Source organism: Paenibacillus allorhizoplanae (assembly GCF_927798215.1).
GTDB classification, from domain to species: Bacteria; Bacillota; Bacilli; order Paenibacillales; family NBRC-103111; genus Paenibacillus_E; species Paenibacillus_E allorhizoplanae.
In genome coordinates this window covers 178849-201914 of sequence record NZ_CAKMMW010000007.1, presented here as the reverse complement: position 1 = coordinate 201914, position 23066 = coordinate 178849, and the positions used below count along the sequence as shown (strand labels likewise).

The window sequence follows — 23066 nt, the reverse complement described above, 5'->3', positions numbered from 1 at the left end:
TCCTCTTCTTTGCATATTGCGCAATTCAGAGGTCAGCGTTCATGTGGTAAATGGGAAGATTAACTTATTTAAGTTGGGATTCTGCTTGGGATTGAGCATCACTAAATACTTTCGCGATGTCTTTGCCCTTCAGGTAGTTTTGCATCTCAACTTTGAGAATATCTTCAATCGCATACGTATGCAGACCATAGTTGACTTTAGGAATTTGAGCCGTCCATGTTGCGAAATCAGAAATCACTTTTTGACCTCCGAAGAAATCGTCGGCTTTCGTATAAGCTTCACCTTGTGCAGCAGGTTTATAAGTACCAACAACACCTACGTCTGTTACTAATTTTTGATACAAATTCACATCAGAACCTAGTGTTTTTCCAAGGAAATCAGCAGCCGTATCTTTACCTGTGCTGTTTAATACATACCAGGAACTTCCTCCAAGGTTGGATGCGTTAACCGAAGTAGCTGTGTTTTTCAACTTAGGGAATGGGATAACCGCCCATTTACCGGATTGATCAGCTTGTGATTTAATCGATGGCGTAATCCAGTTACCTGTCGGAACAGAAGCAACAGCACCGCTGTTGAAACCAGCTAGGAAAGAGTTCCAATCCGAGTTGATTTTCACAATATTCGCGTTCATGATTTCTTTGTAAGTTTCGAATGCTTCCTTCAACACAGCGTTGTCTTTAAGGTCTGGCGTAGTGCCGTCACTTTTCAGATACCAAGCGCCTGCGGATTGAATCATCATACGGATCAAACCAAGATCATTTGGATCCTGTGTCAGCAAGTCTTTACCTGTTTTGGCTTTAACCGCTTTACCGACTTCAATGAATTTCTGCCAGTCGATATTTTTCAAATCATCAACCTTGTAGCCTGCTTGTTCCAAGTAATCTCTGCGAACATAAAGTCCTGTTACACCGGAATCAAAGGGTACACCGTATTGTTTACCGTTCAAGCTTGTTGGACCTAGTTTATATTCAGCGAAATCCGAAGCTTTAATGGATGCGGACATATCTGCAAATGCATCTGGATAAGTTTTCAAAAAGCTTTGTGCACGGTAATCTTCAATCAATACCACATTCGGCAAGCCTGACTTTGAACCGGAGTTCAAACCAGTGTTCATTTTTTGAATAATGTCATCTTGTGCATATTCAACAACGTTGATTTTCACATCTGGATGATCCTTCGCATAAGCGTCTTTCGCAAGGTTCATTGCTGCGATATTAAAGTTCTTATCCCATGCCCAAACTGTAATTTCCTTACTAGTGCTCGCTGCACCGCCGCTAGGAGTAGTCGTTGAGGATGTGTCTGACGAATTACTTGAACATGCCGTCAAAAGCAAAAAACTTGCAAGTAAAACCGTAGAAATTTTCTTCTTCATGTGATCCCCCTGGATGATTTACTTTTGTAAGTGCTTACTTATAAATAATATCATTTGGGCAAATCGTCCTGTTAGAACGAAATTTGCTGAAATTAGCGTTTTTATTGTGTCTGTCATCCCATCCTTAATTACTCATTTGTATTATTTTTATATTTTGTATTTATTTTAGTTTTTATACTTCTACGTGTACTGATCTGTACGCCATGGAAGATTAATAGATATTTTCGTTCCTTGTCCCAAGGTGCTTGATATCGTAACCCCATACTCTTCTCCGTACAAAAGAACCAGACGATCATGCACATTACGAATACCAATCCCTGTGAACAATTGCCTCGCACTTGTGGGATTCGGTATCTCATCCGTCTTGTCCGAAATTTCCATACCATCCCCATTGTCAACGACTTCACAATGCAGCGTATCTCTCTCTTTGGTGATGATAACGTAAATATATCCGGTGCCCTTCTTATTAAAAGCATGAAAAAAAGCATTCTCGATAAACGGTTGCAGCATCAAATTAGGCACTTGCGCAGGCAAGCAGTCCGGTGAAACAAAGTAATCAACCTTAATCCCTTGGCCATAACGAATCTGATTAATGAACACGTAATGCTTTAAATTCACTAACTCTTGCACAACAGGAATCGTTTCTTTCACATTGCTGATCGTATTCTGCAGGAGAGAAATAAGCGCATGAATCGTTTGTGTGGCGCTCTCTTGGCTCCCGCGCTGAACAAGGATGTTAACGGAAGCCAGCGTATTATATAAAAAATGAGGATTAATCTGCTGCTGCAGCGCGGCTAATTCTGCCTTGCGCTGTTCCTTCTGCGTATCAACAAGCTGGCTAATATAGTCGTTCAACTCGTCGAGCATAAAATTAAAGGATCTGCTAAGTTCCCTTGTCTCATAGGTGCCCGTTACCGCCATATAATTGTGAAAATTCTCTTTCGTCACCGTGGACATTTTCTTAACAAGCCTTCTTAGCGAGAGCGTCAACCTCCGCGTGATCACATTTACAATGAGCACAGCAATAGCCACGATTCCTGCCACAATGAAGAAAATCGCTTTCCTGTTGAGCATTTGACCAAGTGTCACCTTTTTATCAATGACATTCACAATGTAAAAATCGTACAACGGCAAGTCGCCAGCCAATACAATGACATCCTTATCAGACATCTTCATTTCTTCCTTAGCTAGACCTTGTTGCTGAATCCTCTGCGCACTCTCTAAAAGTTCTCGCGATGTAGTTCCGATCAACTCGGTTCGGTCGCTAGAAACGATTAGACCTTGACGATCCAGAATCATCACATCATTCCCAACACTTGTAAAGCTGGTATAAATGGATCTTAAATCGCTTTCTTTCAGGAAAATATAAAGCGTTCCATACCCTTCTTTACTGCCAGAATCAGTTAGCGTTTTGACGGCAACCAGTCCTTGATCCCCAGAACCCGGCGTTCCTTCACCTAAATAACCGTACAACAACCGTCCTGGCTGGTTCCGCGACTCTTGTGTAATCGGTTTTCGCCCTAAATCCGCCGAAGAACCGGACCAATAGGTCCGGTCGCTCGTAAAGCTTTTGCCATTTATACCTGAAATGATCATTCCAATGTTCTTAGCTCCAATACCCGACTGAATTCGCTTCATCTGCTCACTCATGTCAAACGTTACTTTGGAGTTGGTTATCGAATCCACATCGCCTTCCGTCAGGAAACGTTTAATCGCACCACTTTGCGCGGTGTTAATGACAATATTGACATTGGAATAATGAATGGATTCCAGACCGCTTTTAATTTGTTCAATTATTTTGGAATTTGTGATACTAAATGTCTGCACAAACAGCTTCTCCGACATTTGCACGGTAACCCAAGAAGTTGCCACCGTAACCGTAATCATGCTAATCACCATAACAAGAAACAATTTACTAAATAAACTTTGATCAGAGATCTTTCTAAGCCACGCCCCCATAGGTTTGATGATTCCCTTCATCTTTATTTTTTTCGATAGTGGCTAGGTGAAGTCCCCATCAACTTCCGAAACACTTTCGTGAAATAACTGTGATCCGAGTATCCAACAAGACTGCTGATTTCCGAAATCGACATTTGCGCGTTATCCCTTAATAATTCACACGCACGTTGGATTCGAATACGATTCAAATACTCATTAAAACCTTCTTTATTATGAATGGTGAAATAATTGGATAGATACGATGGATTGAAATGAAAATGTTTGGCTACCTCTGTCAGCGTGAGAGGTTCAGTAAAATGCTCATCCAGATACAATAAAATCTTTTGTATGCCTGGAGAACTTGTTTTGTTTCCTGTGACACAATCTGTCGCCTCATTCAGGAATTTGGCCAAAAGAGAACGCACTTCCCCAATATGTTTGGCCTCATGAATGGCGCGGAAATACTCATACTTGGCTTCATCCAGCGTTTTAGCCTCGTAGTGAAAATGCAGTAAAGAAACAATAATATTGAATAGGCTGTGACCTAAAAAAGATTTAAACTCAAACATATCCGTATCCAGCCTGTCTGGCATGGTGTCTACATAATTGCTGAGACGCCCAAAAGCTTGTTGAAATTCTTGTCGGTTCAGCTCCGCAGTAAACGCCTCCGAATCAAACGTTTCGCCATTCCCTTCATGTTCCACCAATTCGTCTGCAAAGAACAGTCGTTGATCCGACAGAAAGAAACGGTGATCCAACACTTTGAGAATATCCTGTGTATACACATCATGAAGTTCTGTAATTTTCGTAAAATTCTTGCTAAGTGCTGCATAAAAGGATAAACCCGCCATTACGCCGGATTGTACCAATTGCTCGGCCATATGAATGACATCCATTCGGCCAGTATCCTCTGTATTCAGCAAAAACCGGATATGGCTGTCTTGATGTGAAAGGCGGTGAATGATGCACGGTTCCTTACTATCCTGAACCATACCTTTCAGAAAGGCTTCGATCCATTCCTCGTTTCGTTTCATCGAGGATGAGCTATCTTGCCTATCTACAACGAGTAGAACGAAACAAGGATACGGGAAAAGGGTCCTTATCTCCGCACCTTCAACCTCCATGGCATAGCCGGAAATCAACTTGTCCAACACATAGTCGACAGACTGCCCTTTTTTATTCGTAAAGTCCATGTGTCGAAAGGCTGGCATCCCCTCTACCGTCTTTTTTAAGACGGCTAGCAGCGACTTCGCATCTAATTTGGGCTTTAATAAATAATCAGCGACACCACTCTGAAATGTGGAGCGTACATACTCAAATTCACCGTAGCTGCTGAGAACCACAATTTCAATCTCCGGATATAAGCCTTTCACAACTCTGACCAATTCCTCTCCATTCATGACCGGCATAACGATATCCGTCAGGATCATGTTGGGTTCGAGTTGTTTCACCATATCTAGGGCATCCTTACCGTTCGATGCCTCACCGACAATTTGAAAGCCTTCGCTTTCCCAATCAAGAAGATGTCTGATTCCTTGACGCACCAGCATCTCATCATCAACAATTAATACCTTGCAATACGTCTCCATGACTTACTCCTTTGTGGACTATACATAGCTTCCCTCTTTTAGATTGAACGATGTATCGGTCTCTGTCGGATTTTAAAGTTAATTGTACACTTTAACAAGAATGATTCAACAATCATCTCGAGCGCTTAACTACACAGCAAAAAAGCATCATTCACCATGTTAGCGTGAACGATGCTTTTTACTAGAAGATTTTATTCGTATAATAGCGGCTTGATATCCGCTGCATCAATGTTTGTTTTGTCGTACCAGTGGAAGCCTGTGTCGATATTTTTCGGAACCGTTTCACCTTTAATCGCTTGCACAGCTGCTTTCACGGACCAGTAACCGATACCGATTGGATCCTGGGTAATCGCACCAGCCATTTTACCGCTTCGGATGGCATCCATTTGTTGTTTACCAGAGTCGAAGCCGATCACGACGATCTTGCCATCTTTTTTGCTTTCTGTAATCCCGTTAATAACCCCAATGGCCGCACCTTCGTTAGATCCGAAAATTCCTTTGATGTTCGGGTGAGCTTGGATGATCGCTTTGGACAAATCTGTTGCTTTCAGTGGATCACCACTGTATTGGGTATCTACAATTTTGATATTCGGGTATTTCGCTTTGATTTGGTTCACGAAGCCATCTCGGCGATCAACACCCGTACGGCTCGTTTGGTCATGGACAACTAGCGCAATCTCGCCCTCGTTCCCAATAAGCGAAGCCATTTTATCAGCAGCGAGTGCGGCAGCGGCTTTATTATCCGTAGCGGCAGTCGTTACCGGAATGTCGCTATCGACACCAGAGTCGAAACCGATAATCGGAATTTTGCCCGCTTTCGCTTTCTCTAGCAGCGGTGAAGCTGCTTTGCTGTCAAGCGCAGCGAAAGCGATAGCCGCAGGCTTTTTGCCCAGTGCCGCTTGCAGCATTTCAATTTGCTTGTCGACTTGTGTTTCGGTTTCAGGACCTTCAAACGTAATCTCAACATTAAATTCCTTCGCTGCTTTCTCAGCACCTTGTTTCACCGCTTGCCAGAACTGATGCTGGAAGCCCTTGGAGATGACAGGAATGTAGATCTTATCTGATTTCACAGTTGCTGTCGTTGTCCCTGCAGTTGATGTTGCTGTTTTCGTCGAAGTGGACCCACATGCACTCAAAACGATAGCGGATAGCAAGATTAACGAAGACGCTATTGCAAATTTCTTAGTCCGTTTTTGCACGGTTGATCGCCCCTTATTCCTAATTAATTTGGTTTGTATAGGACTCCTAATGGAGTAAATACCACAGTTATTTCTTACGACGACGCATCATATCTGCGTAAACCGCCAACACAATCACGATACCTACAATGACGGTCTGCCACTCTTGCTTCACGGATAAAATCCGCAATCCATTCGTCAACACGCTCATGATCAAGGCCCCGATAACCGTTCCGAGGATAGATCCTTTACCCCCGCTAAGAGAAGTTCCGCCGATTACAACGGCAGCGATTGCTTCTAGCTCGTAGCCAGATCCGAGTGCGGGCTGTGCGGAATTAAGTCGGGAGGCCATCATGATGCCGGCAATCCCACTAAACACACCTGTCAGTGTGTAAATCACGATTTTCCAGTAGTCGACGTTAACGCCTGAGAGTCTTGTGGACTCTTCGTTGCTTCCTAGGGCGAAGTTGTAACGGCCAATAATCGTTTTGGTCAAAATAATGCTGGCCACAATCGCGGCCCCGAAGAAGATGAGAATCGCGTTCGGAATTCCACTGATAATCGAGCCCATTGAAATTTGGGTAAATCCGGGCGTGTCGGTAAAATAAATCGGTTTCGCACCTGAGATAACTAGCGATAAGCCCTTCGTTACCATCATCATGGCGAGTGTCGCGATGAAAGGTGGAATTTTCATTTTAGCTACGAGCAGCCCGCTAATGAGACCGCAAATCGCTCCGGCGAGGATGCCTCCGAGTATGCCGAGCGGCATAGGCAGCTGCCACGTCGTGATAATTACACCGGCCATCACGGCGGAGAAGGTCATGACTGTTCCTACGGCCAAATCGATACCAGACGTTATGATAACGAACGTAGAGCCCAAGGCTAGAACCCCAATAACGGCGGTTGAAAGCATGATCGCGACTAAGTTATCGAATTGGAAAAAGTTGCTCGACGATAAGGAAAAGATGAGTACGAGCATAATCAAGCTGGCGAATGCTAGCAGCTTTTGTGCAGCCCCGCTTTGTTTGGACAAGGTGGGAATGGTTTTTTTGTAGGCATGTGCTAGTCGTGTTGACATCGGAGTCCTCCTAACTGATCCGCATCGTGGCGAATTTCATAATAGCTTCCTGTGTTGCTTCTTGTTGGGTGAGTTCACCGGTAATGCGACCTTCGCACATGACCATGATGCGATGACTCATACGTAATATTTCTGGCAGCTCCGAGGAGATCATAATGATCGATTTCCCCTGTGCGGCGAGATCATCGAGCAGCTTGTAAATCTCAGTTTTGGCTCCCACATCAATCCCCCGCGTCGGTTCATCGAAGATGAGAATATCGCAGTTGCGGTGCAGCCATTTGCCGATAACAACCTTCTGTTGGTTACCGCCGGATAGGAATTTCACCTGTTGGTGGATGGTCGGCGTTTTGATTTGAAGCGCTTCCACATAGTGCTGCGCGGTTTGAGCGATAACACCGTCACGCATCCAGCCAAAAACACGCCTTGCCTTGCGATACGATGCGAGTGCGATGTTCATTTTCACATCCATGTCCACCATGAGCCCGTAGCGTTTGCGATCCTCGGACAAGTAGCCGATTCCATGCCTCACTGCGTCATGCGGCGCTTGGATACGGACCTGCTGTCCGTGGATGCGGATGTCGCCAGAATCGATGGCGTCTGCGCCAAAAATCGCCCTAGCCACCTCCGTGCGCCCCGCTCCCATGAGGCCAGCGAAGCCGAGGATTTCGCCTTTGGCCAGGTGGAAGGACACATCCTTCACCGCTGAGCCGCGGTTTAGCTTGGAAACCTCCAGCACCTTTGTCGGTGAGGTGTTTGTCGCTTGTTGATTCGGGCTGACGTAGAGCTCTCGCCCTACCATCATCGAAATGATTTGATCGATGGTCGTTGTCGCCGTCGGTACCGTATCGATATAGCGACCGTCACGCATGACGGTGATGCGGTCGCTAATGCGCTTCAATTCTTCCATCCGGTGAGAGATGTAGACAATTCCCACACCTCTTGCGCGCAGCTGGTTGATGATGCGGAACAGCTCCTCTATCTCTGCGTGCGTTAGCGCCGCTGTCGGCTCATCCATGATCAGCACCTCGGATTGAAAAGACAGCGCTTTCGCAATTTCGACCATTTGCTGCTTCGCCACCGTCAAATCCGCTACCATCGTTCGCGGATCTAGCTGTAGGTTCATCTGATCGAGGAGACGCTGTGCTTGCTCGTTCAGCTTGCGCTCATCAACGAAAAGTTTAATACCGTGTCTCGGCTCTCGGCCGATGAAAATATTCTGTGCGATCGTCAAATCCGGCATCAGGTTCAACTCTTGGTGAATCATCGAAATACCTAGCTGCTGCGCTGCTCTTGTATGGGGGATGCTCACTTCGCGTCCTTTGATGAAGATATTTCCTTCATCCTTTTGATACACACCCGTGGCAATTTTCATCAACGTCGATTTCCCTGCCCCATTCTCACCGACCAGCGCGAGTACCTCACCTGCCGCTAAAGTTAGTCGGCATTGATGCAGCGCGTGCACGCCGGGAAAATGCTTCTCAATCCCTTCCATCCTAAGCAAAACTTCTTCACTCATCGTCGATCTCACCTCGTGCTCCAGTTCGTCATGTCCCTTGTTCATGAATTCATTCTACCTGCCAAAAGCTGGAATGAGAGTGGATAAATCTCTTCAAAAAAGTTGAAAATCTTCTGATTCTGAGCATGGGGTTCGAGCTAAGTGTGGGGCACAGGACGTCGTGCGCTGATTCCGAGACCAGTCTGTTCATGGTGAGAGAGACAGGCTCATCGTGCGCTGGGCACCCAACGGCGAGCTTCGTTGGATAAATCCAATGGGATGAGTAAAATAGGCGGAAAATCCATCGCTGAATTGGATATATCCAGTGGGATAGCCTGTTTTGGTGTTAACAAGGGGCTATTTTTGAAATTTGAGTGGATTTGTCCAATCAAATCCACTTTTGGGCTACTTGGAGGAGCATTCTAGTGGATTTATCCAATGGGGCGCGGGGAGGTGGACTAATTGGGAGGATGGTTAGTTAGTGTTGCGGCTTGGCTGGTGGGAGACTGGATTTGGTGCGAGGGCGTGCTGTTGGTGAAGATGGCTTGTTAAGTGAATAGGGTTGTGCTTGTTAAGTGACTAGAGTTGTGCTTGTTAAGTGACTTGGGTTGTGCTTGTTAAGTGACTTGGGTTGTGCTTGTTAAATGACTTGGGTTGTGCTTGGCTAGTGGGTTATTGGAACCTTACTCGAGGCCGGCTGTTGGTTGCGGCAGACCGTCACTCCAACGCCAAAAAACCCCTCACTAGGAGGGGCTTTCCGCACTTCACTACCCAAGCTGCTACTCAGCAGCTTGACCGTTCAATTTCTCTTTGAGCAGGTTCAGCTGCTCATCCACTTTAGCTTGCTTCGCTGTGTCGATCGGCGTGTAGCTGCCAACCCCACCAGCTGGTACGTATGGCTTGCGAGCGATCTCAGCTTCAACTTCGAGCTGAATGATCTTCTCTTCCATGCGTTGGAAACCGCGGGATGCGTTGCCGCTTTCGATCACACCGTTGTAGGATACTTGCGCCATTTGTTTCTTCGCTTTCGCTAACTGAGCACGGGATACAAGCTCGTTGCGTTTGTTGCGCATTTTGTAGAATTCATCTTTCATCTCGTGCAATTGCTGTGTCAACTCATCCGCATGTGCTTTCGCAGAAGCGTGAAGATCTGTGTACTCAACAATTTTATCTTCGTGGTATAGTTTTTCTTCAACAGCTTGACGAGCAATCGCTTCTTGGCCGTTTTTGATGGCTGCGGAAGCTTTCGCTTCACGATCAGCTACTAGGCGAACGGACTCTTCAAGGCGCTGCTTCAGCTTGCGCTCACTTGCGATTTGGCGAGCAACCGTTACTTCCGCTTGAGCAATTTCTTGCTCCATATCGCGAAGATACTGGTTCAACATTACGATTGGATCCTCAATTTTATCTAATACCTCGTGAATTGAAGCTTTCGTCATATCTTTCATTCTTGTGAATACACCCATGGTTTACACGTCTCCTTTTTTACTATCCAATGTTTGTTTTTCAAAACGAGCGACTTTGGCTCTTAGTTCGTCTACTTCTCTTTGCAAAGCTTTCTTCTCAATGTCTTTCATCATCTCATCGATGTTGTTCGTTGGTTGGCTAGCTTCATACGAAGCATACTTGCTAGTCGGTTGTGGTGTTTGGCGGTGATTATGGTGGTTATGGTGGTTATGGTGGTTATGGGATTTATGATGATTCCATGATCCCCCTCCATACGGGCTTGCATAGGGATCAAATGGGGGCTGATCAAACCCAGGTTCCTTCGGAATAACAATCGCCGCTACAAAGTAGACGAAAATGACGGTGCCTCCGGTGAAAAACGTGGTGATCACGACTAGTAAACGTAATAGTGTGACATCTACATTCATGGCTTCTGCAAGTCCCCCGCATAGGCCCGTTAATTTCTTATCTCTTCGTGAGCGATATAGTTTGTTCATGATCCTGTGTTCCCTCCTGTTTCAGTCTATTGCGAAGTGCTTCCATTTCCGCATCTACAGCTGGGTTGCCCCCGCTGTAGTAGCTTTCGCGACCCATCTTCCTAACGTCGCGAAGCGTCCTGGCGTGCAGCTCCATATCGGATACGCGCTCTTCCAATCGGCCGAACATCCGCGGTGCCCCATCTTGTGTGACACTGCTGCGAGCATGCATGCGCTGCTGCAAGCGAGCGGACTCCATACGAGCCAAGTAGTAGCTTCGTTTGTCTGCGACTTCTTTGTAATCTGCCTTCAGTTGTTGCAGCTCCTCATCAAGCTCAAGGATGGACTGCTTCGCCTGCTCATACAGATCATGGTATTGCACGCTTTTTTCTTCCGCCTGCAACTTCTCTTGCAGCACGATTCGTGCCATGTGCTCTTCGCCAGCCTTCAAAGCCAGCAGCGCTTGATGCTCGCGCTTTTCTTTCGTTTCTAATGCGGTTAAATATTGCTGCCGAAGTGACGCTGCATGACTTACGCATTGCTGATACAATCGTTCTGACTGCACAAGCTGCTCACGTTGGGCTGCTAAGTATTGGTCAATCAAGCGTACCGGATCTTCCGACTTCTCTAAATGTTCATTCAAAGTTGCCACGGTTATATCTCTCATCCGCCTAAATAGGCTCATCTTCACTCCACCTTTTTCACACTCTATATTCGATTCTCTTACCGCTTACGTTAAGCTGTTCTTCCTTTTAACATGGAAAATCCATATCCGATTAACCCGATTGCCAGAAGAATAATGATCCAACCTGCTAGCTTACTTACTAGAATGATTATCCCGATACCGGCAATTACCCATCCTATTTTCTTATCGTTCTTAATCCCTAGGTAACCCAGTCCAACCATAATGAGGGGAATTACATATCCCATCACCGAGCCAATAAAGTCTCCTAAGTGAAAACCTAGCTTATTGAATAAAATCAGTGCGCCGAATGCGATCAGCAGAGCGGCAAATCCTGTATTTCTTTTCATCGTTTCGTCACCGCCTTTCGCCCTTTGTCGTCGTCTTCTTCATGTCTTTATTCTAGGTAAAATCACAGCTTTCCAAAACGGACCGTGGACGGTATTTACTCCTAGACCTTAGTCGGGGTGGGTCTACGACCTGTGATAGACAGGCATTCCCCTTGATGGCATGGCTAAAATTATCGTGAGTGCCTATTTTGGAAGTATGGTAAAATAAGGGCTAGTTTGAACTATCTCGCTTTATTGCGTAAGGAGGATTCTCTTGTGAACATCTCGGAGGGAACTTTTCAGGGAATTGGTGGGGTTGAACTTTTCTATAGAAGAGCCACTCCGTCAGAAGTACCAGCCAAAGGCGCCATTATTGCTGTCCATGGACATGGAGACCACAGCGGTGGATTAGTCAATATGTGTAACGAACTCGTACAGGGAGGGTATATTGTCTATTCGGCTGATTCGCGCGGTCATGGGCGAAGCCCCGGTATTCGTGGATTCATACGCTCATGGGATGAATACAAAGGAGATCTGCATGTATTTAGAGAACTCGTCCTATCTGAAAATCCTGAATTGCCTCTCTTTATCATTGGTCACAGTATGGGTGGCGTGATTAGTGCGGACTATGTGCTCGATCAGGGCACTGGGATTAGTGGACTCGTTTTGGTGGCTCCCGCGATTTCGTATGAAATGACGACCTTTGAGCGTTGGCTCATTAAACTTCTGGGGAAAATAAGACCACAACTCACCATTCAAAAGTCAGGCAGTGTCGATGGATTAACACAAGATCCCGACATGGCGGCGAAGCTGCAAGCAGATCCTTTGCGTCATAGTACCGTAACGCCAGGCTTAGGCCTTGGACTAAGCCAAGCCATTCCAAGAATCTTGAATCACGCAAAATCGTTTCAACTCCCCCTTCTCCTGCAATATGGCTTAGAAGATAAATTGACTCCCCCCGCCAAGCTTCAGCAATTCCTGCACTTGGTGGGTTCGCAAGATAAGAAGAGCTACGCTTACGATAGGATGCTTCATCGTCCTTTTGATGACCTAGGGCGAGAGCAATTTCTTTCTGATTTACTAGATTGGTTGGATCAACATACGGTTACAACTCATAAACCAAAGTTGTATGCTTGAAAATGAAAGAAAGACCGACGTCAATGACGTCGGTTTTTCTTATGCGCATAGTCGCTGCTACACCGTTTCCCTATCTAACACGTACACCTTCACGTTCTTTTTCACACCAAACTCCTGTGCTTGGCCCAAATCATTCATGAAGACATCAATTCTAGAGCCGCGAATCGCTGATCCGATATCTTCCGCTTTCCGGATGCCAATGCCTTCAATGAACACCGTGGATCCTAAAGGAATGACGGCTGGATCTACGGCAATCGTGCGGCCCTCCTTGGCTTTGATACCACTATAAGTGATGCCGTATGTAGGGTGAGAAGCTTTTTTGCCTGTCGATTCAAAGCCCGCGGTATACGCGGTTAACGTTGTATTAATCACTTTTTTGATAATTTTCGGCTGTCCCTCGGATGCAGCTGCTACAGCGACAAGAGGGATTGTTAGACTTTGTCCGATCGTCAGTTGGTTCGGATTCGAAATGGAATTGGCAGAAATGAGGTCATCGACAGCGATCTCAAAGCTCTTTGCTATTTTGAACAGGGTATCTCCTTGGCTTACCTTGTACGTAGTCGCAGCTTGCTCGACTGCAGCAGCTGGAGCTTCAGAAGTCGAAGAATCCGAGCTTCCACTCGTAGAGGCCACATAGACAGGCGACATATCCATATCTTCATAGCTCGTTGGATACGAGTACGCTTTGGATTGCATGAACCACAAACCAAGCAACAGGATTAAGGATAAGGTCGATATACATAGTTTACGAAACATCATAGCTATAGCTCCTCCTAAAAAAAGTTAATAGAGTTATAGCTACTAGACTCGGCTAAAAGTAAACTTTCTATACCTTTCCTATGAAATTAATGCTAGAAACATAGAAATATTAAGAGAGAACATAAGGGCTGTCTTGTATATTTCCACCTTGTTCTGTTTACGATAGTAAACCTATGGATGATATTAAAAGCAATAAGATGAGTCCTGTCTGATTATTTCACTATCTAAATATGCCTTGACAGGAATATTCCATTTGAGTTATATTCAATACATGAATACGATATTCAGTGCTCTTGCCGAACCACATCGCTTACGCATGGTTGAGCTATTACGAGACGGGCCTCTAACTGTAGGGGAGATCGTCGACAGGCTCGGCCTTAGTCAGCCGCAAGTTTCCAAGCATCTCCGTGTACTAAGTGAAGCAGGACTCGTAGAGGTACAGCCAATAGCGAATCGAAGGGTCTATAAACTGCGGCCGCAGTCCCTTCAGGACATTGAGAATTGGCTCGGTTCCTTCAGACGTCTGTGGGAAACCCGATTTGATCGTATGGAGGCCTATATAGAGGCTTTGCAGGCAAAGGAAAACAAACCGGCTGATCCGAAATAAATCGCGATCAAGCTAGCGTAAACTATTTTAAATAATGGAGGAATAGACATGACACAACAAAACACATTTGAGATGAATCATGAAGGTACAGAATTGGTAATTACACGTATCGTTAACGCACCTCGCGAACTTGTTTATAAGGTATGGACAGAACCTGAGCACTTAGCTGCATGGTGGGGGCCAACGGGTATGGAGTTGACAGTCGTATCTCTGGATGTTCGCCCAGGCGGCCTTTTCCACTACGGAATGAAATCACCGGAAGGCTTTGAAATGTTTGGCAGATTCGCATATCAAGAGGTTGTTGCACCGGAGAAGCTTTCCTATGTAACTTCCTTCGCAGATCCAGAAGGTAACGTAATTCGTGCACCATTTAGTCCTATTTTCCCTCTTGAAATCTTAAATAATTTAACATTCACCGAAGAAGATGGCAAAACGATCATCGTCATGAGCGGCGGCCCGATCAATGCGACGGAAGAAGAAATTCAGTTCTTCGCTTCGATGAAAGGTTCTATGGAAGAAGGATTTGGCGGAACGTTCAAGCAATTGGATGACTACATTGCGAAAATTACAGCTTAATCCCATACACAAACAAACAAAAACGAGCATCAGAAGAACTCTTCTGTGGCTCGTTTTTGTTTTGTAACAGGATATTTATACAGCTGCTTTGCGCAGCAATCCATAGGAAATGAGCGAATAGATAACGACCAAAGGGATCATATACCAGAACAAATCCATGTAATTATCAACTACCCAATGGCCAAAATCGCTCCATAGATCGAAATGTGCCATCGTATAAGAGCCAATCGTCCCAATCAGCAGCATCGCTGTAAAAAAGATGTACATGGACATGCTGCCAAAACGGCGATGCAAGCTAGAAATAGCAAACCCGAGGAAAAAACAGTGTACCAATACAAGGATATTAAACCCCAGAATACCGATGTACGATAGATCGCTTAGAAAACCTATTTTAAACAGATGCAAATTCACGTTCCACCCGTCTGTTGCTTGTTCAATGGCCGATAGTATGGTTAGGGCAATCCCCGAAATACTATTTACCAAAAGGACAGTCAACGCTGTACCAAAGAAATAATCTTTTCTCCGAATACTAAGACCGATGGCGAATGGGAACGTTTCTTTAAGCGTCAGCGTACCTGCTATAAATGCGTATACGAAGACAGAAGCAACTGCACCCGTATTGACGGTTTCACCGTCATTAAATGAAAGAGCAATTAAAGCATTGATCAGAAAATTAGCGCCCAGGATGGCCCATGGAACCAAAAACCATGTGTTCTTGTTCCTTAGATGGAGCATGACTACTTGCTTAACTCGGTTCATAGTGATTCAGACCCCTTTCCCGCCACTTGCGTGCGTGTCAGATGAACAATGAGCTGCTGAATGGAAACTGGAGCGAATTCCAGTCCTAATTCTCCGGCGTAGTTGCGATCTTGCACCGAAAGAGCCCCTATGATGGTCGCCGTTGCAGCAGAACCAATTGCGTTACGCTCCAGGACCTCTTTCCCCCGTGTGAAGGCGTCTACCGCTGATTTCAGGCCAGAAACCGTACATGCTCTGCCGCGAAGCGCATCGGCATCTTCATTTAGAATTAATTTCCCGTTGTCGATCACAAGAACATGCTCTAACAGACGACTTACTTCATCAATCAGATGTGTAGAAAGGATCACTGTGCGTGGGTGCTCCGCGTAATCTTCCAACAGACGATCATAGAAAAGTACACGCGCTACAGCATCCAACCCCAGATACGGCTCATCGAAGATTGTTAATGGCGCACGGCTAGCGAGCCCCACCACAATACCCACCGAGGAGAGCATACCTCTGGAAAGCTTTTTAATTTTTCTTTTGATCGGAAGTCGGAAATCATCAATTAACGCGTTGGCATACGCATCGTCCCAGTTCGGGTATAAGGTTTTGGCAACGGCCAGAACGTCAATAATACGGAAGGTATCCGGATATTTTTGGCTTTCTTTAATAAAGCAGATCTGATTTAGCACGCGGCTATTCTCATAAGGCTCTTCACCAAACACCTTCAGTTCACCGCTTGTCGCGAACTGCTGTGCGGAGATCATATGCATGATGGTTGTTTTACCTGCACCATTCCTGCCGAGTAAGCCATAAATTTTGTTCGCTTCTACCGTGAAGCTGACCCCGTCAACAGCCTTAACTTGGCCATAGGCCTTCGTCAGTCCTTTTACCTCAACAACGTTCGTCATTACGCTTTCTCCCCTCTCCGCACCATTTCCGTTAATTGCTCTACCGTTATGCCTAACTTCTCGGCTTCCCTCACCATCGTCACGACATATTGCTCGTAAAAAAGTTCTTTACGCTTCTCCATCAGCTTCGCCCTCGCTCCCTCCGCTACAAACATGCCAATTCCACGCTTCTTGTATAAAATCCCTTGGTCCACTAGCAGGTTAACACCCTTCGCTGCCGTTGCCGGATTGATCTGATAAAAGGCTGCAAATTGATTCGTAGAAGGAACCTGCGATTCTTCCGGCATGCGTGATTCGATAATGTCATCCTCAATCTGCTCTGCGATTTGCACAAAAATCGGGCGGCTATCGTCCATCATAAATCCCACAATTCTCACCACCGCTTTCATTACTACATTGGTTAGTTACTCATGTAATTAACCATACAACCAAATAACGTTGAAGTCAAGCGTAATACAAAAATTGGGTAGTTAAATAATTTCTTTTTTGCAGGGGAATACCAGTAGGGCGTGGGGTGGGAACCGGTCTAGGTCAAGATAAAGGACAAGAAATGGTTGAATAAAAGAAGAGCTGGTTAAAGACATAGAAAAGAAAAAGCGCATGACGACACACTTATTGGAAGGTAGGGGTTCTATGTTTCTATCTATCATACGGAGTAGTTTGGTGGTTTTGTTAGGGTTTGCGTTGATTAACCCTGTTGGAGAAGGAATAAAGTCTACTCGCGCGTCACAGCATGCTACAGTACAAGTGGCGCCGCAAACCACTATTGCACATGAGGATTCACAACTTCCTGCGGTACAAGATAAGCTGAAAACTGTTGCTGCACAAGTAGAGCCGCAAACCGCTGCACCGTTGTTTTCTTTCTCGGTGATGAGCGACGTTCATATCCTATCGACGGACTCGGCTTCTCAGTTGCTTCTGCGGCAAGCGCTCGCGGATCACCATGAGCTGCGCCCAGACAGCAAGTTGCTTGTGCTGAACGGTGATCTCACGAATGGCAGTGAGAGCGATTATCGCAGCTTGCTGACACTGCTCAGCCGACAGCCCCATGCCCCTGTGCAGGCGACCATGGGCAACCATGACTACTACGGCGTGTGGCGCAAGCCGGATGGCACGATGGATTACACGAAAATGAATTCTTCGTGGTCGAGTGCGAATGCGGTCGCGTTATTCGACCGCATGATGGGGTACGACAAGCCGTATCACGAGCTTGTCGTGGATGGCTACCGCTTCCTGTTCCTTAGCGGGGAAGCGTATAGAGATGTGGACGCATCCATTAACGAGGATGCGTATCTCTCTCCCACGCAGCTCAGCTGGCTGAGCGAGCGGCTCACGGCAGCGAGCTCGGCGGATGCCGGCAAGCCCGTGTTCGTGTTCCTCCACCAGCCGCTGCCGCGCACGCTGGATGGTACGGATTTGGAGCTGGGCGTCGTCCAGCACAAGGAACTGCGTGCGCTGCTTGACGCGCACCCGAACGTCATTTTGTTCAGTGGGCACACCCACTGGAACGTTGAAACGACCAGCCAAGTGAAGCAGCTGAAGTTTCTTGCCGCTTCCAGCGCCTCCATCCGCGAGGTATGGAGCGCTAAGAATGAGCCCGAGACGCGGTCGCTTAGCCAGAGCCTCATCGTCGATGTTTACCCTGATCGCGTAGCTATTCTGCGCCGCGAGCATACCGAGAAGCGATGGATCGAGCCATCCATCGCGAAGGGGTATGATGTGAAGTGACGATAGGTTCCTTCGAGTAGGATCTCTTCTTCATACCTCCTACTTTTTAACCGTCACCCCAACTGCCAGCTTAATGGCTATTGTTCGAGGTGTTCAGCTGCTGTAGTCCGATTTTGCCCACTTAAAATGCCCCTAACCAGCTGATATCACCGTAATTAGCTATTTAGTTCGGTAATATCGGATTAAGGTAACTTTCTGGAACTGCTTGGCTCAATTAAGTTGGATTTTCCTAACTATTCCTTCACACTTACACTGAAAGAGACCCTTCCACATTGGAACGGTCTCTTTCTCTTTTCTTTCTCTTCTTGCACGCTTCATCTACCCGTACAATGGAATTGCTTCGGATTCATCACGCAAAACCCGAATCTATTAATCAATCTATTAACACATTTTCTATTACATAGGTAAATCTAGTTAACGGGCATGCCTCCTTCGACATCTACTATAAGCAGATAGAGAGAAGGAGGTGAAACTTACATGCAAAACACAAAACGCAGCATCCCTACTCTCAAAGACTCTGGCAAGTTCGGCAAGTCGTACACGCGCATTCCTCTGGGCAAAAAGTTCGGTCCTACACAAACACTTAGACGACTTACTATTCTTTGGGTAGATAACGCCGGTGTTCCTTTCGTCACTTCGGGCTTTTTCTGTGAGGCTCGTACTTTAAATGGAACCCGCCTTGCAACTGCTCGCTTTGACGCATTTGGAACTGCCGTATTCCGTACAATCGGTACCCCTACCACACGTACTTTAGTGCTTAGAACTTTTGATGCAGACGGCGTCATCTTCCGTACACGTACGGTTCGTTCTGGTATTTCGGCTTTCGTCTTTATCGGCTAATAAACCAAAAACAGCCCACCCCGACAATTCAAGGGTAGGGCTGTTTTCTCTTTTACTTAAATTGCTTCAGAAGGCGCTTCGCCGTTCCGTTCGGCGTGTCAATGACTTCATACATATTGACGATGACGCCAGTTTGCACTTGCTCATTTTTCAAACCGGAAATGCTTACTCTCTGGCTGCCGCTCGTTAATTTGCCTGTACCCATTAATGAAGCATCTTGGGTGCCAACGATACGACCGAGAGAATCGACCATTTCGAATTGGATTTTGGAGAAATTAGAATCAATAATGACTTGATCTTCATGTGTAATATCCATGTCTAGTTGAAGAACATAGGAATAGGTTCCGCCGCTATACGTCCAGCCAATCGAGCTGTCATTCACTTTAAGTGAGAATGGATAGATCGCGATGGTATCTCCAGTTTCTTCTCCCTGTAAAGCAACTTTGAACGTCCCTGCGGACACATTTCCTTCTGAAACGGACTTATCATCGTACACATTCAGCGCAAATGAATCATCTTCTGTCGTTTCTTTATTAGGCAGCAAGTAGGAGTAGCTGACTACATAGGAGCTTCCCGGTGTAATTTGCGTAGCCGCCGCACTTTGGCGAGAGCCGGTATAGGCATTGCCTTTATTATCGATAAGCTCGTTCTGCAGCTCAGGCAGGGCAAGCGTGCTCGTACCGTTGTTTGTGATTTTGTACTTGGCGATCGCGGTTTTGTAGCCAAGATCATCATTCTCATGCGCATGAAGCTCGATGAGCGATACATCCAGATTCGGATTCACAACGCTGCTGCCCAGCGCAAGCTTGCTTCCAAGCTCATAGTCTACTGCTGTGGTATAGCCGTTTTGGGCTTCGCTCGCACCCTTGAGCAGGAACACAGCCACAGGCTGTTGTCCTGATGTTGTCGTTGTACTGTTAACTGTTGTCGTTGACCCGCTTCCAGTCGTCGCTCCACTATTACCTGTTGTTGATCCACTCCCCGTACTACCAGTCGTGGTCCCGCTCCCCGTCGAGCTTCCCGTGCTAGCCGCCGCTTTCTGCCACAGCACGAGCTGTGCCGCATTCGGATCGATGCCCGTTGGCAGCGTCGCATTGAAGTAATAAGACGCCGTTTCCTTCGGCGCTAAAAAGCCGCTGCGCGTGCTGTTATCTGTCGATGACACGGATGAGCCTGAATCACCGAACTGGTAGGAGGCTGCTAATGAAGGAATAGGAGCGACAACGTCCCCATCATTGCTCAGTGTAACCACAGTCTGAACGTGGACACCATCGGCTTGAATCGAATACGTAGACGAGCTTGCTTTCGCTGTCACGTTCTCGCCCTCTTGCTGCCCCGCATAGCTCTGTTTCACGCCCAAAGCTACCGTATTCAGCGACGAGTTCATACCCAAAGTTCCCAGTGAAACATCTTCACTTTGATTGAGGTAATAATATTCCAACGTTAACCCGCTTGTCGGCATGCCCTTGGAAATAAGCGTTTTGAGCGTCAATGTATCGGACTGATTCGGCAAGATAGCCGTATCCGCCCCACTTGCAACAGTCGCCGTGTATTTCAAGCCATTGGCATCCACAAGTCTAGCCAGCAAACCTGCGGGTACTTTCACGCTGCTTGAGCCTAAGTTCTTCGCTGCAACTTGCGTGTACATGTACCATTTGCCATTCTCTGTTACACGTACGCTCTGGCCTAATTGAAAAGCAAGGGACGCATCATTCGCCAGTGTACTGTCTAGCGTGCGCAAGCTAATAATCTCTTCTGGCGCTTCCAGCTGCCCATCTTGGATGACGGAGGCAATCGGCAGCTCATCGAGATGATTCATGAAGTCGGATTTATTGTAATCCCAGCGGAATACATCCACTTTCAAATCATCAGCATTTTCACCAGCTGGCAAATTCGCGTAGAATCGGAAGCTTTCCTCTTGCCCGCCATTCACGATGCCGCTCTTTTTCTCACTCAAATTGGCCGTGTAGCTATGTCCAGCACTGTCCGTCACGCGCACACCATATTTGTTAAAATCAAGCGTCTGATTTTCCCCATTATGGAACAGGACGGAGAATTGCAAGGATGATGAGGAAAGTGAAGCTTTATTTAGCATAAAATAGGAATCCTTCGAGATAAAAACGCCTTCAGATGCAGCATGTGCGGAAGGTACCGGAACTGCCCATGAGGCAGCCAGCAAACTTCCCGTCAGCAGTACAGCTAGACTTGTCTGTTTAAGTGAGTTTTTGGAGCGGAGTCCAATCGATGTTAGTTGACGAATCATAGTACAAACCTCCTGTTGCCTAATCGTAACGCAGAGCGTCGATAGGTTTTAATTTTGATGCTTTATTCGCTGGATATAAACCGAAAATGACACCAACAAGTGCTGAGAATAAGAACGCGTAAAACCCAACGTTGAGCGATAGGCTCGTCTCTTGGCTTGGATTGATATACGGCCAGGCCAGTGATAAAGCGACCCCGACCAGCAGACCGATCAGACCGCCCATCCCGCTAATCAAGGTAGCTTCGACTAAGAATTGCAGCAAAATATTTCTTCGCTTCGCCCCAATCGACTTCCGAATCCCGATTTCCCTCGTTCGCTCACTCACGGTGACGAGCATAATATTCATAATCCCAATCCCGCCTACAAGCAGGGAAATCGCAGCGACAGCAACCAATTGGTTGGTCAGCGTGCTAGACGCGGTTTGTCTTGCGCTAATGAGCTCGGATGAATTCAAAATATTGTATCCAGTTGTACTCTTAAACTTCTGAAATAAGTAAGCTTCTACGGCTAATTGTGCACGGCTGACGAGATCACCAGAGGATGCTTCCACATAGGCGGTCCGAATGTTACCTAGCTTAAAATCCCGACTCATCGTCGGCAGCGGCACCAATACGGAGCTATCCAATGAAGTTCCACTCGTATTGGAGCCTTTCGTTTGAAGAACACCGATAATCGTGTACATGTAGCCCTTCACATTAATTTCTTCGTCGATCGGGTCTTCCTTGCCAAAAAACTTCGTCGCCACGTCACTCCCGATAACCGCAACGTGATTGCGGAAATCCAGATCTGCCTGAGCGAGGAAACGTCCGCTGGCCATCTTCCCTTTTTGCAAGTCCAAATAACGGTCATTCGTTCCGATCACATTGTAACTCTCCGTTGTGCGGTCGAATTTAATGGAGCTATTCTGCGTCATGGTGGGTGCAATCGACGAGATGCCCGCTGTACCTTCCAAGGTCATGAACTCATCATAATTCAACTGTGTCGCGCGCCCGTTCCCCATTAGGTTAACCGTTAGAAGATTCGTTCCCAGTCCTTCATATTGCTTTTCGATGGCTTTGGAGGTTCCTTGACCAATCGAGACAAGCGTGATCACCGAAGCAACCCCGATAATAACGCCTAGCATGGTCAGAATCGTTCGTAACGGATTCGAGCGAATGGTGCTCATCGCCATTTGGAAAAGCTCCCAAATTCTCATGAATGCGCCTCCTCTAACTTAGGCACTTCAACCGACCAAGCATCACCCCGCGTATCACTGACGATTTCGCCATCTCGCAGCGCCACCACGCGCTTCGCATTGTCTGCAATGTGATGATCATGGGTGATCAATACAATCGTATTGCCCTGCTGATTTAACTCTTTGATCAACTCGAGTACCTCAATGCCCGTTTTGGAATCCAAGGCGCCTGTCGGTTCATCCGCTAGAATGAGCGACGGTGAAATGGCCAATGCACGCGCAATCGCAACCCGCTGCTGCTGTCCACCCGAAAGCTCGCTTGGCTTGTGATGTCCGCGTTCTCCCATCCCTAACTTCGTCAGCATGCGCTTGGCTTGTTCTTTCCGTTGTTTAGGAGAAATACCCGCATAAATCATCGGAAGCTCCACGTTCTCCATCGCTGTTAGCCTTGGCAACAGGTTAAACTGTTGAAAAATGAAACCAATTTTCCGATTGCGCAGCTGAGCAAGTCCGTTGTCTGACATTTTCTCCGTAGCTACGCCATCCAATGTATATGAACCTGACGTTGGGCTGTCTAACAGCCCAATTGTATTCATCAACGTCGATTTCCCCGATCCGCTGGGACCAATAATGGCGACAAAATCCCCTTCAGCAATATGCAGGGTAATGCCGCGCAAAATCTGCAATTCTTCCGCACCACGGGTATAACTCTTCGTGATCTCATTTAGCTCAATAATATTCATCCCA

At 46.5% G+C, this 23066-nt stretch carries 22 protein-coding genes; 5 read left to right on the top strand and 17 right to left on the bottom strand.

Annotated elements, in window-relative coordinates:
• Positions 1–64: 64 nt before the first annotated feature.
• The 10 genes from L6I86_RS14565 to L6I86_RS14520 all read right to left on the bottom strand — a co-directional run bounded on the left by L6I86_RS14565 (position 65) and on the right by L6I86_RS14520 (position 11604).
• Positions 65–1372, bottom strand: a complete 1308-nt coding sequence (locus L6I86_RS14565) for an ABC transporter substrate-binding protein (RefSeq protein ID WP_236288145.1) — start codon at positions 1370–1372, stop codon at positions 65–67.
• 180 nt (positions 1373–1552) lie between these two features.
• Positions 1553–3331, bottom strand: coding sequence for a sensor histidine kinase (locus L6I86_RS14560; protein WP_236288143.1), 1779 nt, complete (start codon positions 3329–3331; stop codon positions 1553–1555).
• Between the two features lie 23 nt (positions 3332–3354).
• Positions 3355–4899: a response regulator transcription factor gene (locus L6I86_RS14555; RefSeq protein ID WP_236288141.1), complete on the bottom strand. Its 1545-nt coding sequence runs from the start codon at positions 4897–4899 to the stop codon at positions 3355–3357.
• Between the two features lie 191 nt (positions 4900–5090).
• Positions 5091–6098: an ABC transporter substrate-binding protein gene (locus tag L6I86_RS14550; RefSeq protein ID WP_236288139.1), complete on the bottom strand. Its 1008-nt coding sequence runs from the start codon at positions 6096–6098 to the stop codon at positions 5091–5093.
• 67 nt (positions 6099–6165) lie between these two features.
• Entirely contained in the window at positions 6166–7155 is a 990-nt protein-coding gene (locus L6I86_RS14545) for an ABC transporter permease (RefSeq protein ID WP_420851888.1), read from the bottom strand.
• 10 nt (positions 7156–7165) lie between these two features.
• A complete protein-coding gene (locus L6I86_RS14540; protein ID WP_236288137.1) occupies positions 7166–8716 on the bottom strand; it encodes a sugar ABC transporter ATP-binding protein in 1551 nt (516 codons plus the stop codon).
• A 713-nt stretch (positions 8717–9429) separates the two neighbouring features.
• Positions 9430–10116, bottom strand: coding sequence for a PspA/IM30 family protein (locus L6I86_RS14535; RefSeq protein ID WP_171632810.1), 687 nt, complete (start codon positions 10114–10116; stop codon positions 9430–9432).
• Positions 10117–10119: 3 nt separating this feature from the next.
• Complete coding sequence (locus L6I86_RS14530; protein WP_236288135.1) at positions 10120–10593, bottom strand: PspC domain-containing protein; 474 nt, start codon at positions 10591–10593, stop codon at positions 10120–10122.
• The gene (locus L6I86_RS14525) at positions 10562–11257 is read right to left on the bottom strand and encodes a PspA/IM30 family protein (RefSeq protein WP_056617430.1); all 696 of its coding nucleotides are present in this window, start codon (positions 11255–11257) and stop codon (positions 10562–10564) included. The genes L6I86_RS14530 and L6I86_RS14525 overlap by 32 nt, the downstream gene beginning before the upstream one ends.
• A gap of 50 nt (positions 11258–11307) precedes the next feature.
• Positions 11308–11604: a LiaF transmembrane domain-containing protein gene (locus L6I86_RS14520; protein WP_056617426.1), complete on the bottom strand. Its 297-nt coding sequence runs from the start codon at positions 11602–11604 to the stop codon at positions 11308–11310.
• Positions 11605–11859: 255 nt separating this feature from the next.
• Here L6I86_RS14520 and L6I86_RS14515 point away from each other — a divergent pair, with 255 nt between their 5' ends.
• Positions 11860–12720 (top strand): alpha/beta hydrolase, encoded by an 861-nt coding sequence (locus L6I86_RS14515; RefSeq protein ID WP_236288134.1) that lies wholly within the window; start codon positions 11860–11862, stop codon positions 12718–12720.
• A 57-nt stretch (positions 12721–12777) separates the two neighbouring features.
• Here the strand turns inward: L6I86_RS14515 and L6I86_RS14510 are convergent, their stop codons facing one another.
• Complete coding sequence (locus L6I86_RS14510; RefSeq protein WP_236288133.1) at positions 12778–13479, bottom strand: 3D domain-containing protein; 702 nt, start codon at positions 13477–13479, stop codon at positions 12778–12780.
• 271 nt (positions 13480–13750) lie between these two features.
• On the opposite strand from L6I86_RS14510, the gene L6I86_RS14505 reads away from it, so the two are divergent.
• Both L6I86_RS14505 and L6I86_RS14500 read left to right on the top strand, forming a co-directional pair.
• Complete coding sequence (locus tag L6I86_RS14505) at positions 13751–14086, top strand: ArsR/SmtB family transcription factor (protein ID WP_056617650.1); 336 nt, start codon at positions 13751–13753, stop codon at positions 14084–14086.
• A gap of 48 nt (positions 14087–14134) precedes the next feature.
• Positions 14135–14662, top strand: a complete 528-nt coding sequence (locus L6I86_RS14500; RefSeq protein ID WP_236288131.1) for an SRPBCC family protein — start codon at positions 14135–14137, stop codon at positions 14660–14662.
• Positions 14663–14737: 75 nt separating this feature from the next.
• Here the strand turns inward: L6I86_RS14500 and L6I86_RS14495 are convergent, their stop codons facing one another.
• From L6I86_RS14495 to L6I86_RS14485, 3 genes are read right to left on the bottom strand one after another with little or no spacing between them, the layout of a single operon-like run.
• Positions 14738–15421 carry a hypothetical protein gene (locus tag L6I86_RS14495; protein WP_236288129.1) on the bottom strand — a complete coding sequence of 228 codons (684 nt, stop codon included), beginning with the start codon at positions 15419–15421 and terminating at the stop codon, positions 14738–14740.
• Complete coding sequence (locus tag L6I86_RS14490; RefSeq protein ID WP_236288128.1) at positions 15418–16314, bottom strand: ABC transporter ATP-binding protein; 897 nt, start codon at positions 16312–16314, stop codon at positions 15418–15420. Before L6I86_RS14490 ends, L6I86_RS14495 begins: the two co-directional genes overlap by 4 nt.
• Entirely contained in the window at positions 16314–16703 is a 390-nt protein-coding gene (locus L6I86_RS14485; protein WP_236288126.1) for a GntR family transcriptional regulator, read from the bottom strand. The genes L6I86_RS14490 and L6I86_RS14485 overlap by 1 nt, the downstream gene beginning before the upstream one ends.
• Positions 16704–16914: 211 nt before the next feature.
• Here L6I86_RS14485 and L6I86_RS14480 point away from each other — a divergent pair, with 211 nt between their 5' ends.
• Both L6I86_RS14480 and L6I86_RS14475 read left to right on the top strand, forming a co-directional pair.
• Positions 16915–18042 (top strand): metallophosphoesterase family protein, encoded by a 1128-nt coding sequence (locus L6I86_RS14480; RefSeq protein WP_236288124.1) that lies wholly within the window; start codon positions 16915–16917, stop codon positions 18040–18042.
• A 477-nt stretch (positions 18043–18519) separates the two neighbouring features.
• On the top strand, positions 18520–18882 hold the full coding sequence (locus L6I86_RS14475) for a hypothetical protein (protein ID WP_063795615.1): 363 nt from the start codon (positions 18520–18522) through the stop codon (positions 18880–18882).
• Positions 18883–18934: 52 nt separating this feature from the next.
• Here the strand turns inward: L6I86_RS14475 and L6I86_RS14470 are convergent, their stop codons facing one another.
• The 3 genes from L6I86_RS14470 to L6I86_RS14460 are packed head-to-tail and all read right to left on the bottom strand — an operon-like array spanning position 18935 to position 23062.
• Positions 18935–21145 (bottom strand): hypothetical protein, encoded by a 2211-nt coding sequence (locus tag L6I86_RS14470; protein WP_236288122.1) that lies wholly within the window; start codon positions 21143–21145, stop codon positions 18935–18937.
• Between the two features lie 19 nt (positions 21146–21164).
• Positions 21165–22340, bottom strand: a complete 1176-nt coding sequence (locus tag L6I86_RS14465) for an ABC transporter permease (RefSeq protein ID WP_236288120.1) — start codon at positions 22338–22340, stop codon at positions 21165–21167.
• Positions 22337–23062 carry an ABC transporter ATP-binding protein gene (locus tag L6I86_RS14460; RefSeq protein WP_276574859.1) on the bottom strand — a complete coding sequence of 242 codons (726 nt, stop codon included), beginning with the start codon at positions 23060–23062 and terminating at the stop codon, positions 22337–22339. The genes L6I86_RS14465 and L6I86_RS14460 overlap by 4 nt, the downstream gene beginning before the upstream one ends.
• Positions 23063–23066: the final 4 nt, after the last annotated feature.

Coding starts and splice junctions, on each gene's coding strand:
- L6I86_RS14565 (WP_236288145.1), bottom strand. CDS start 1,372: ATGAAGAAGAAAATTTCTACGGTTTTACTTGCAAGTTTTTTGCTTTTG.
- L6I86_RS14560 (WP_236288143.1), bottom strand. CDS start 3,331: ATGGGGGCGTGGCTTAGAAAGATCTCTGATCAAAGTTTATTTAGTAAA.
- L6I86_RS14555 (WP_236288141.1), bottom strand. CDS start 4,899: ATGGAGACGTATTGCAAGGTATTAATTGTTGATGATGAGATGCTGGTG.
- L6I86_RS14545 (WP_420851888.1), bottom strand. CDS start 7,155: ATGTCAACACGACTAGCACATGCCTACAAAAAAACCATTCCCACCTTG.
- L6I86_RS14540 (WP_236288137.1), bottom strand. CDS start 8,716: ATGAACAAGGGACATGACGAACTGGAGCACGAGGTGAGATCGACGATG.
- L6I86_RS14535 (WP_171632810.1), bottom strand. CDS start 10,116: ATGGGTGTATTCACAAGAATGAAAGATATGACGAAAGCTTCAATTCAC.
- L6I86_RS14530 (WP_236288135.1), bottom strand. CDS start 10,593: ATGAACAAACTATATCGCTCACGAAGAGATAAGAAATTAACGGGCCTA.
- L6I86_RS14525 (WP_056617430.1), bottom strand. CDS start 11,257: ATGAGCCTATTTAGGCGGATGAGAGATATAACCGTGGCAACTTTGAAT.
- L6I86_RS14520 (WP_056617426.1), bottom strand. CDS start 11,604: ATGAAAAGAAATACAGGATTTGCCGCTCTGCTGATCGCATTCGGCGCA.
- L6I86_RS14510 (WP_236288133.1), bottom strand. CDS start 13,479: ATGATGTTTCGTAAACTATGTATATCGACCTTATCCTTAATCCTGTTG.
- L6I86_RS14505 (WP_056617650.1), top strand. CDS start 13,751: ATGAATACGATATTCAGTGCTCTTGCCGAACCACATCGCTTACGCATG.
- L6I86_RS14500 (WP_236288131.1), top strand. CDS start 14,135: ATGACACAACAAAACACATTTGAGATGAATCATGAAGGTACAGAATTG.
- L6I86_RS14495 (WP_236288129.1), bottom strand. CDS start 15,421: ATGAACCGAGTTAAGCAAGTAGTCATGCTCCATCTAAGGAACAAGAAC.
- L6I86_RS14490 (WP_236288128.1), bottom strand. CDS start 16,314: ATGACGAACGTTGTTGAGGTAAAAGGACTGACGAAGGCCTATGGCCAA.
- L6I86_RS14485 (WP_236288126.1), bottom strand. CDS start 16,703: ATGAAAGCGGTGGTGAGAATTGTGGGATTTATGATGGACGATAGCCGC.
- L6I86_RS14480 (WP_236288124.1), top strand. CDS start 16,915: ATGACGACACACTTATTGGAAGGTAGGGGTTCTATGTTTCTATCTATC.
- L6I86_RS14475 (WP_063795615.1), top strand. CDS start 18,520: ATGCAAAACACAAAACGCAGCATCCCTACTCTCAAAGACTCTGGCAAG.
- L6I86_RS14470 (WP_236288122.1), bottom strand. CDS start 21,145: ATGATTCGTCAACTAACATCGATTGGACTCCGCTCCAAAAACTCACTT.
- L6I86_RS14465 (WP_236288120.1), bottom strand. CDS start 22,340: ATGAGAATTTGGGAGCTTTTCCAAATGGCGATGAGCACCATTCGCTCG.
- L6I86_RS14460 (WP_276574859.1), bottom strand. CDS start 23,062: ATGAATATTATTGAGCTAAATGAGATCACGAAGAGTTATACCCGTGGT.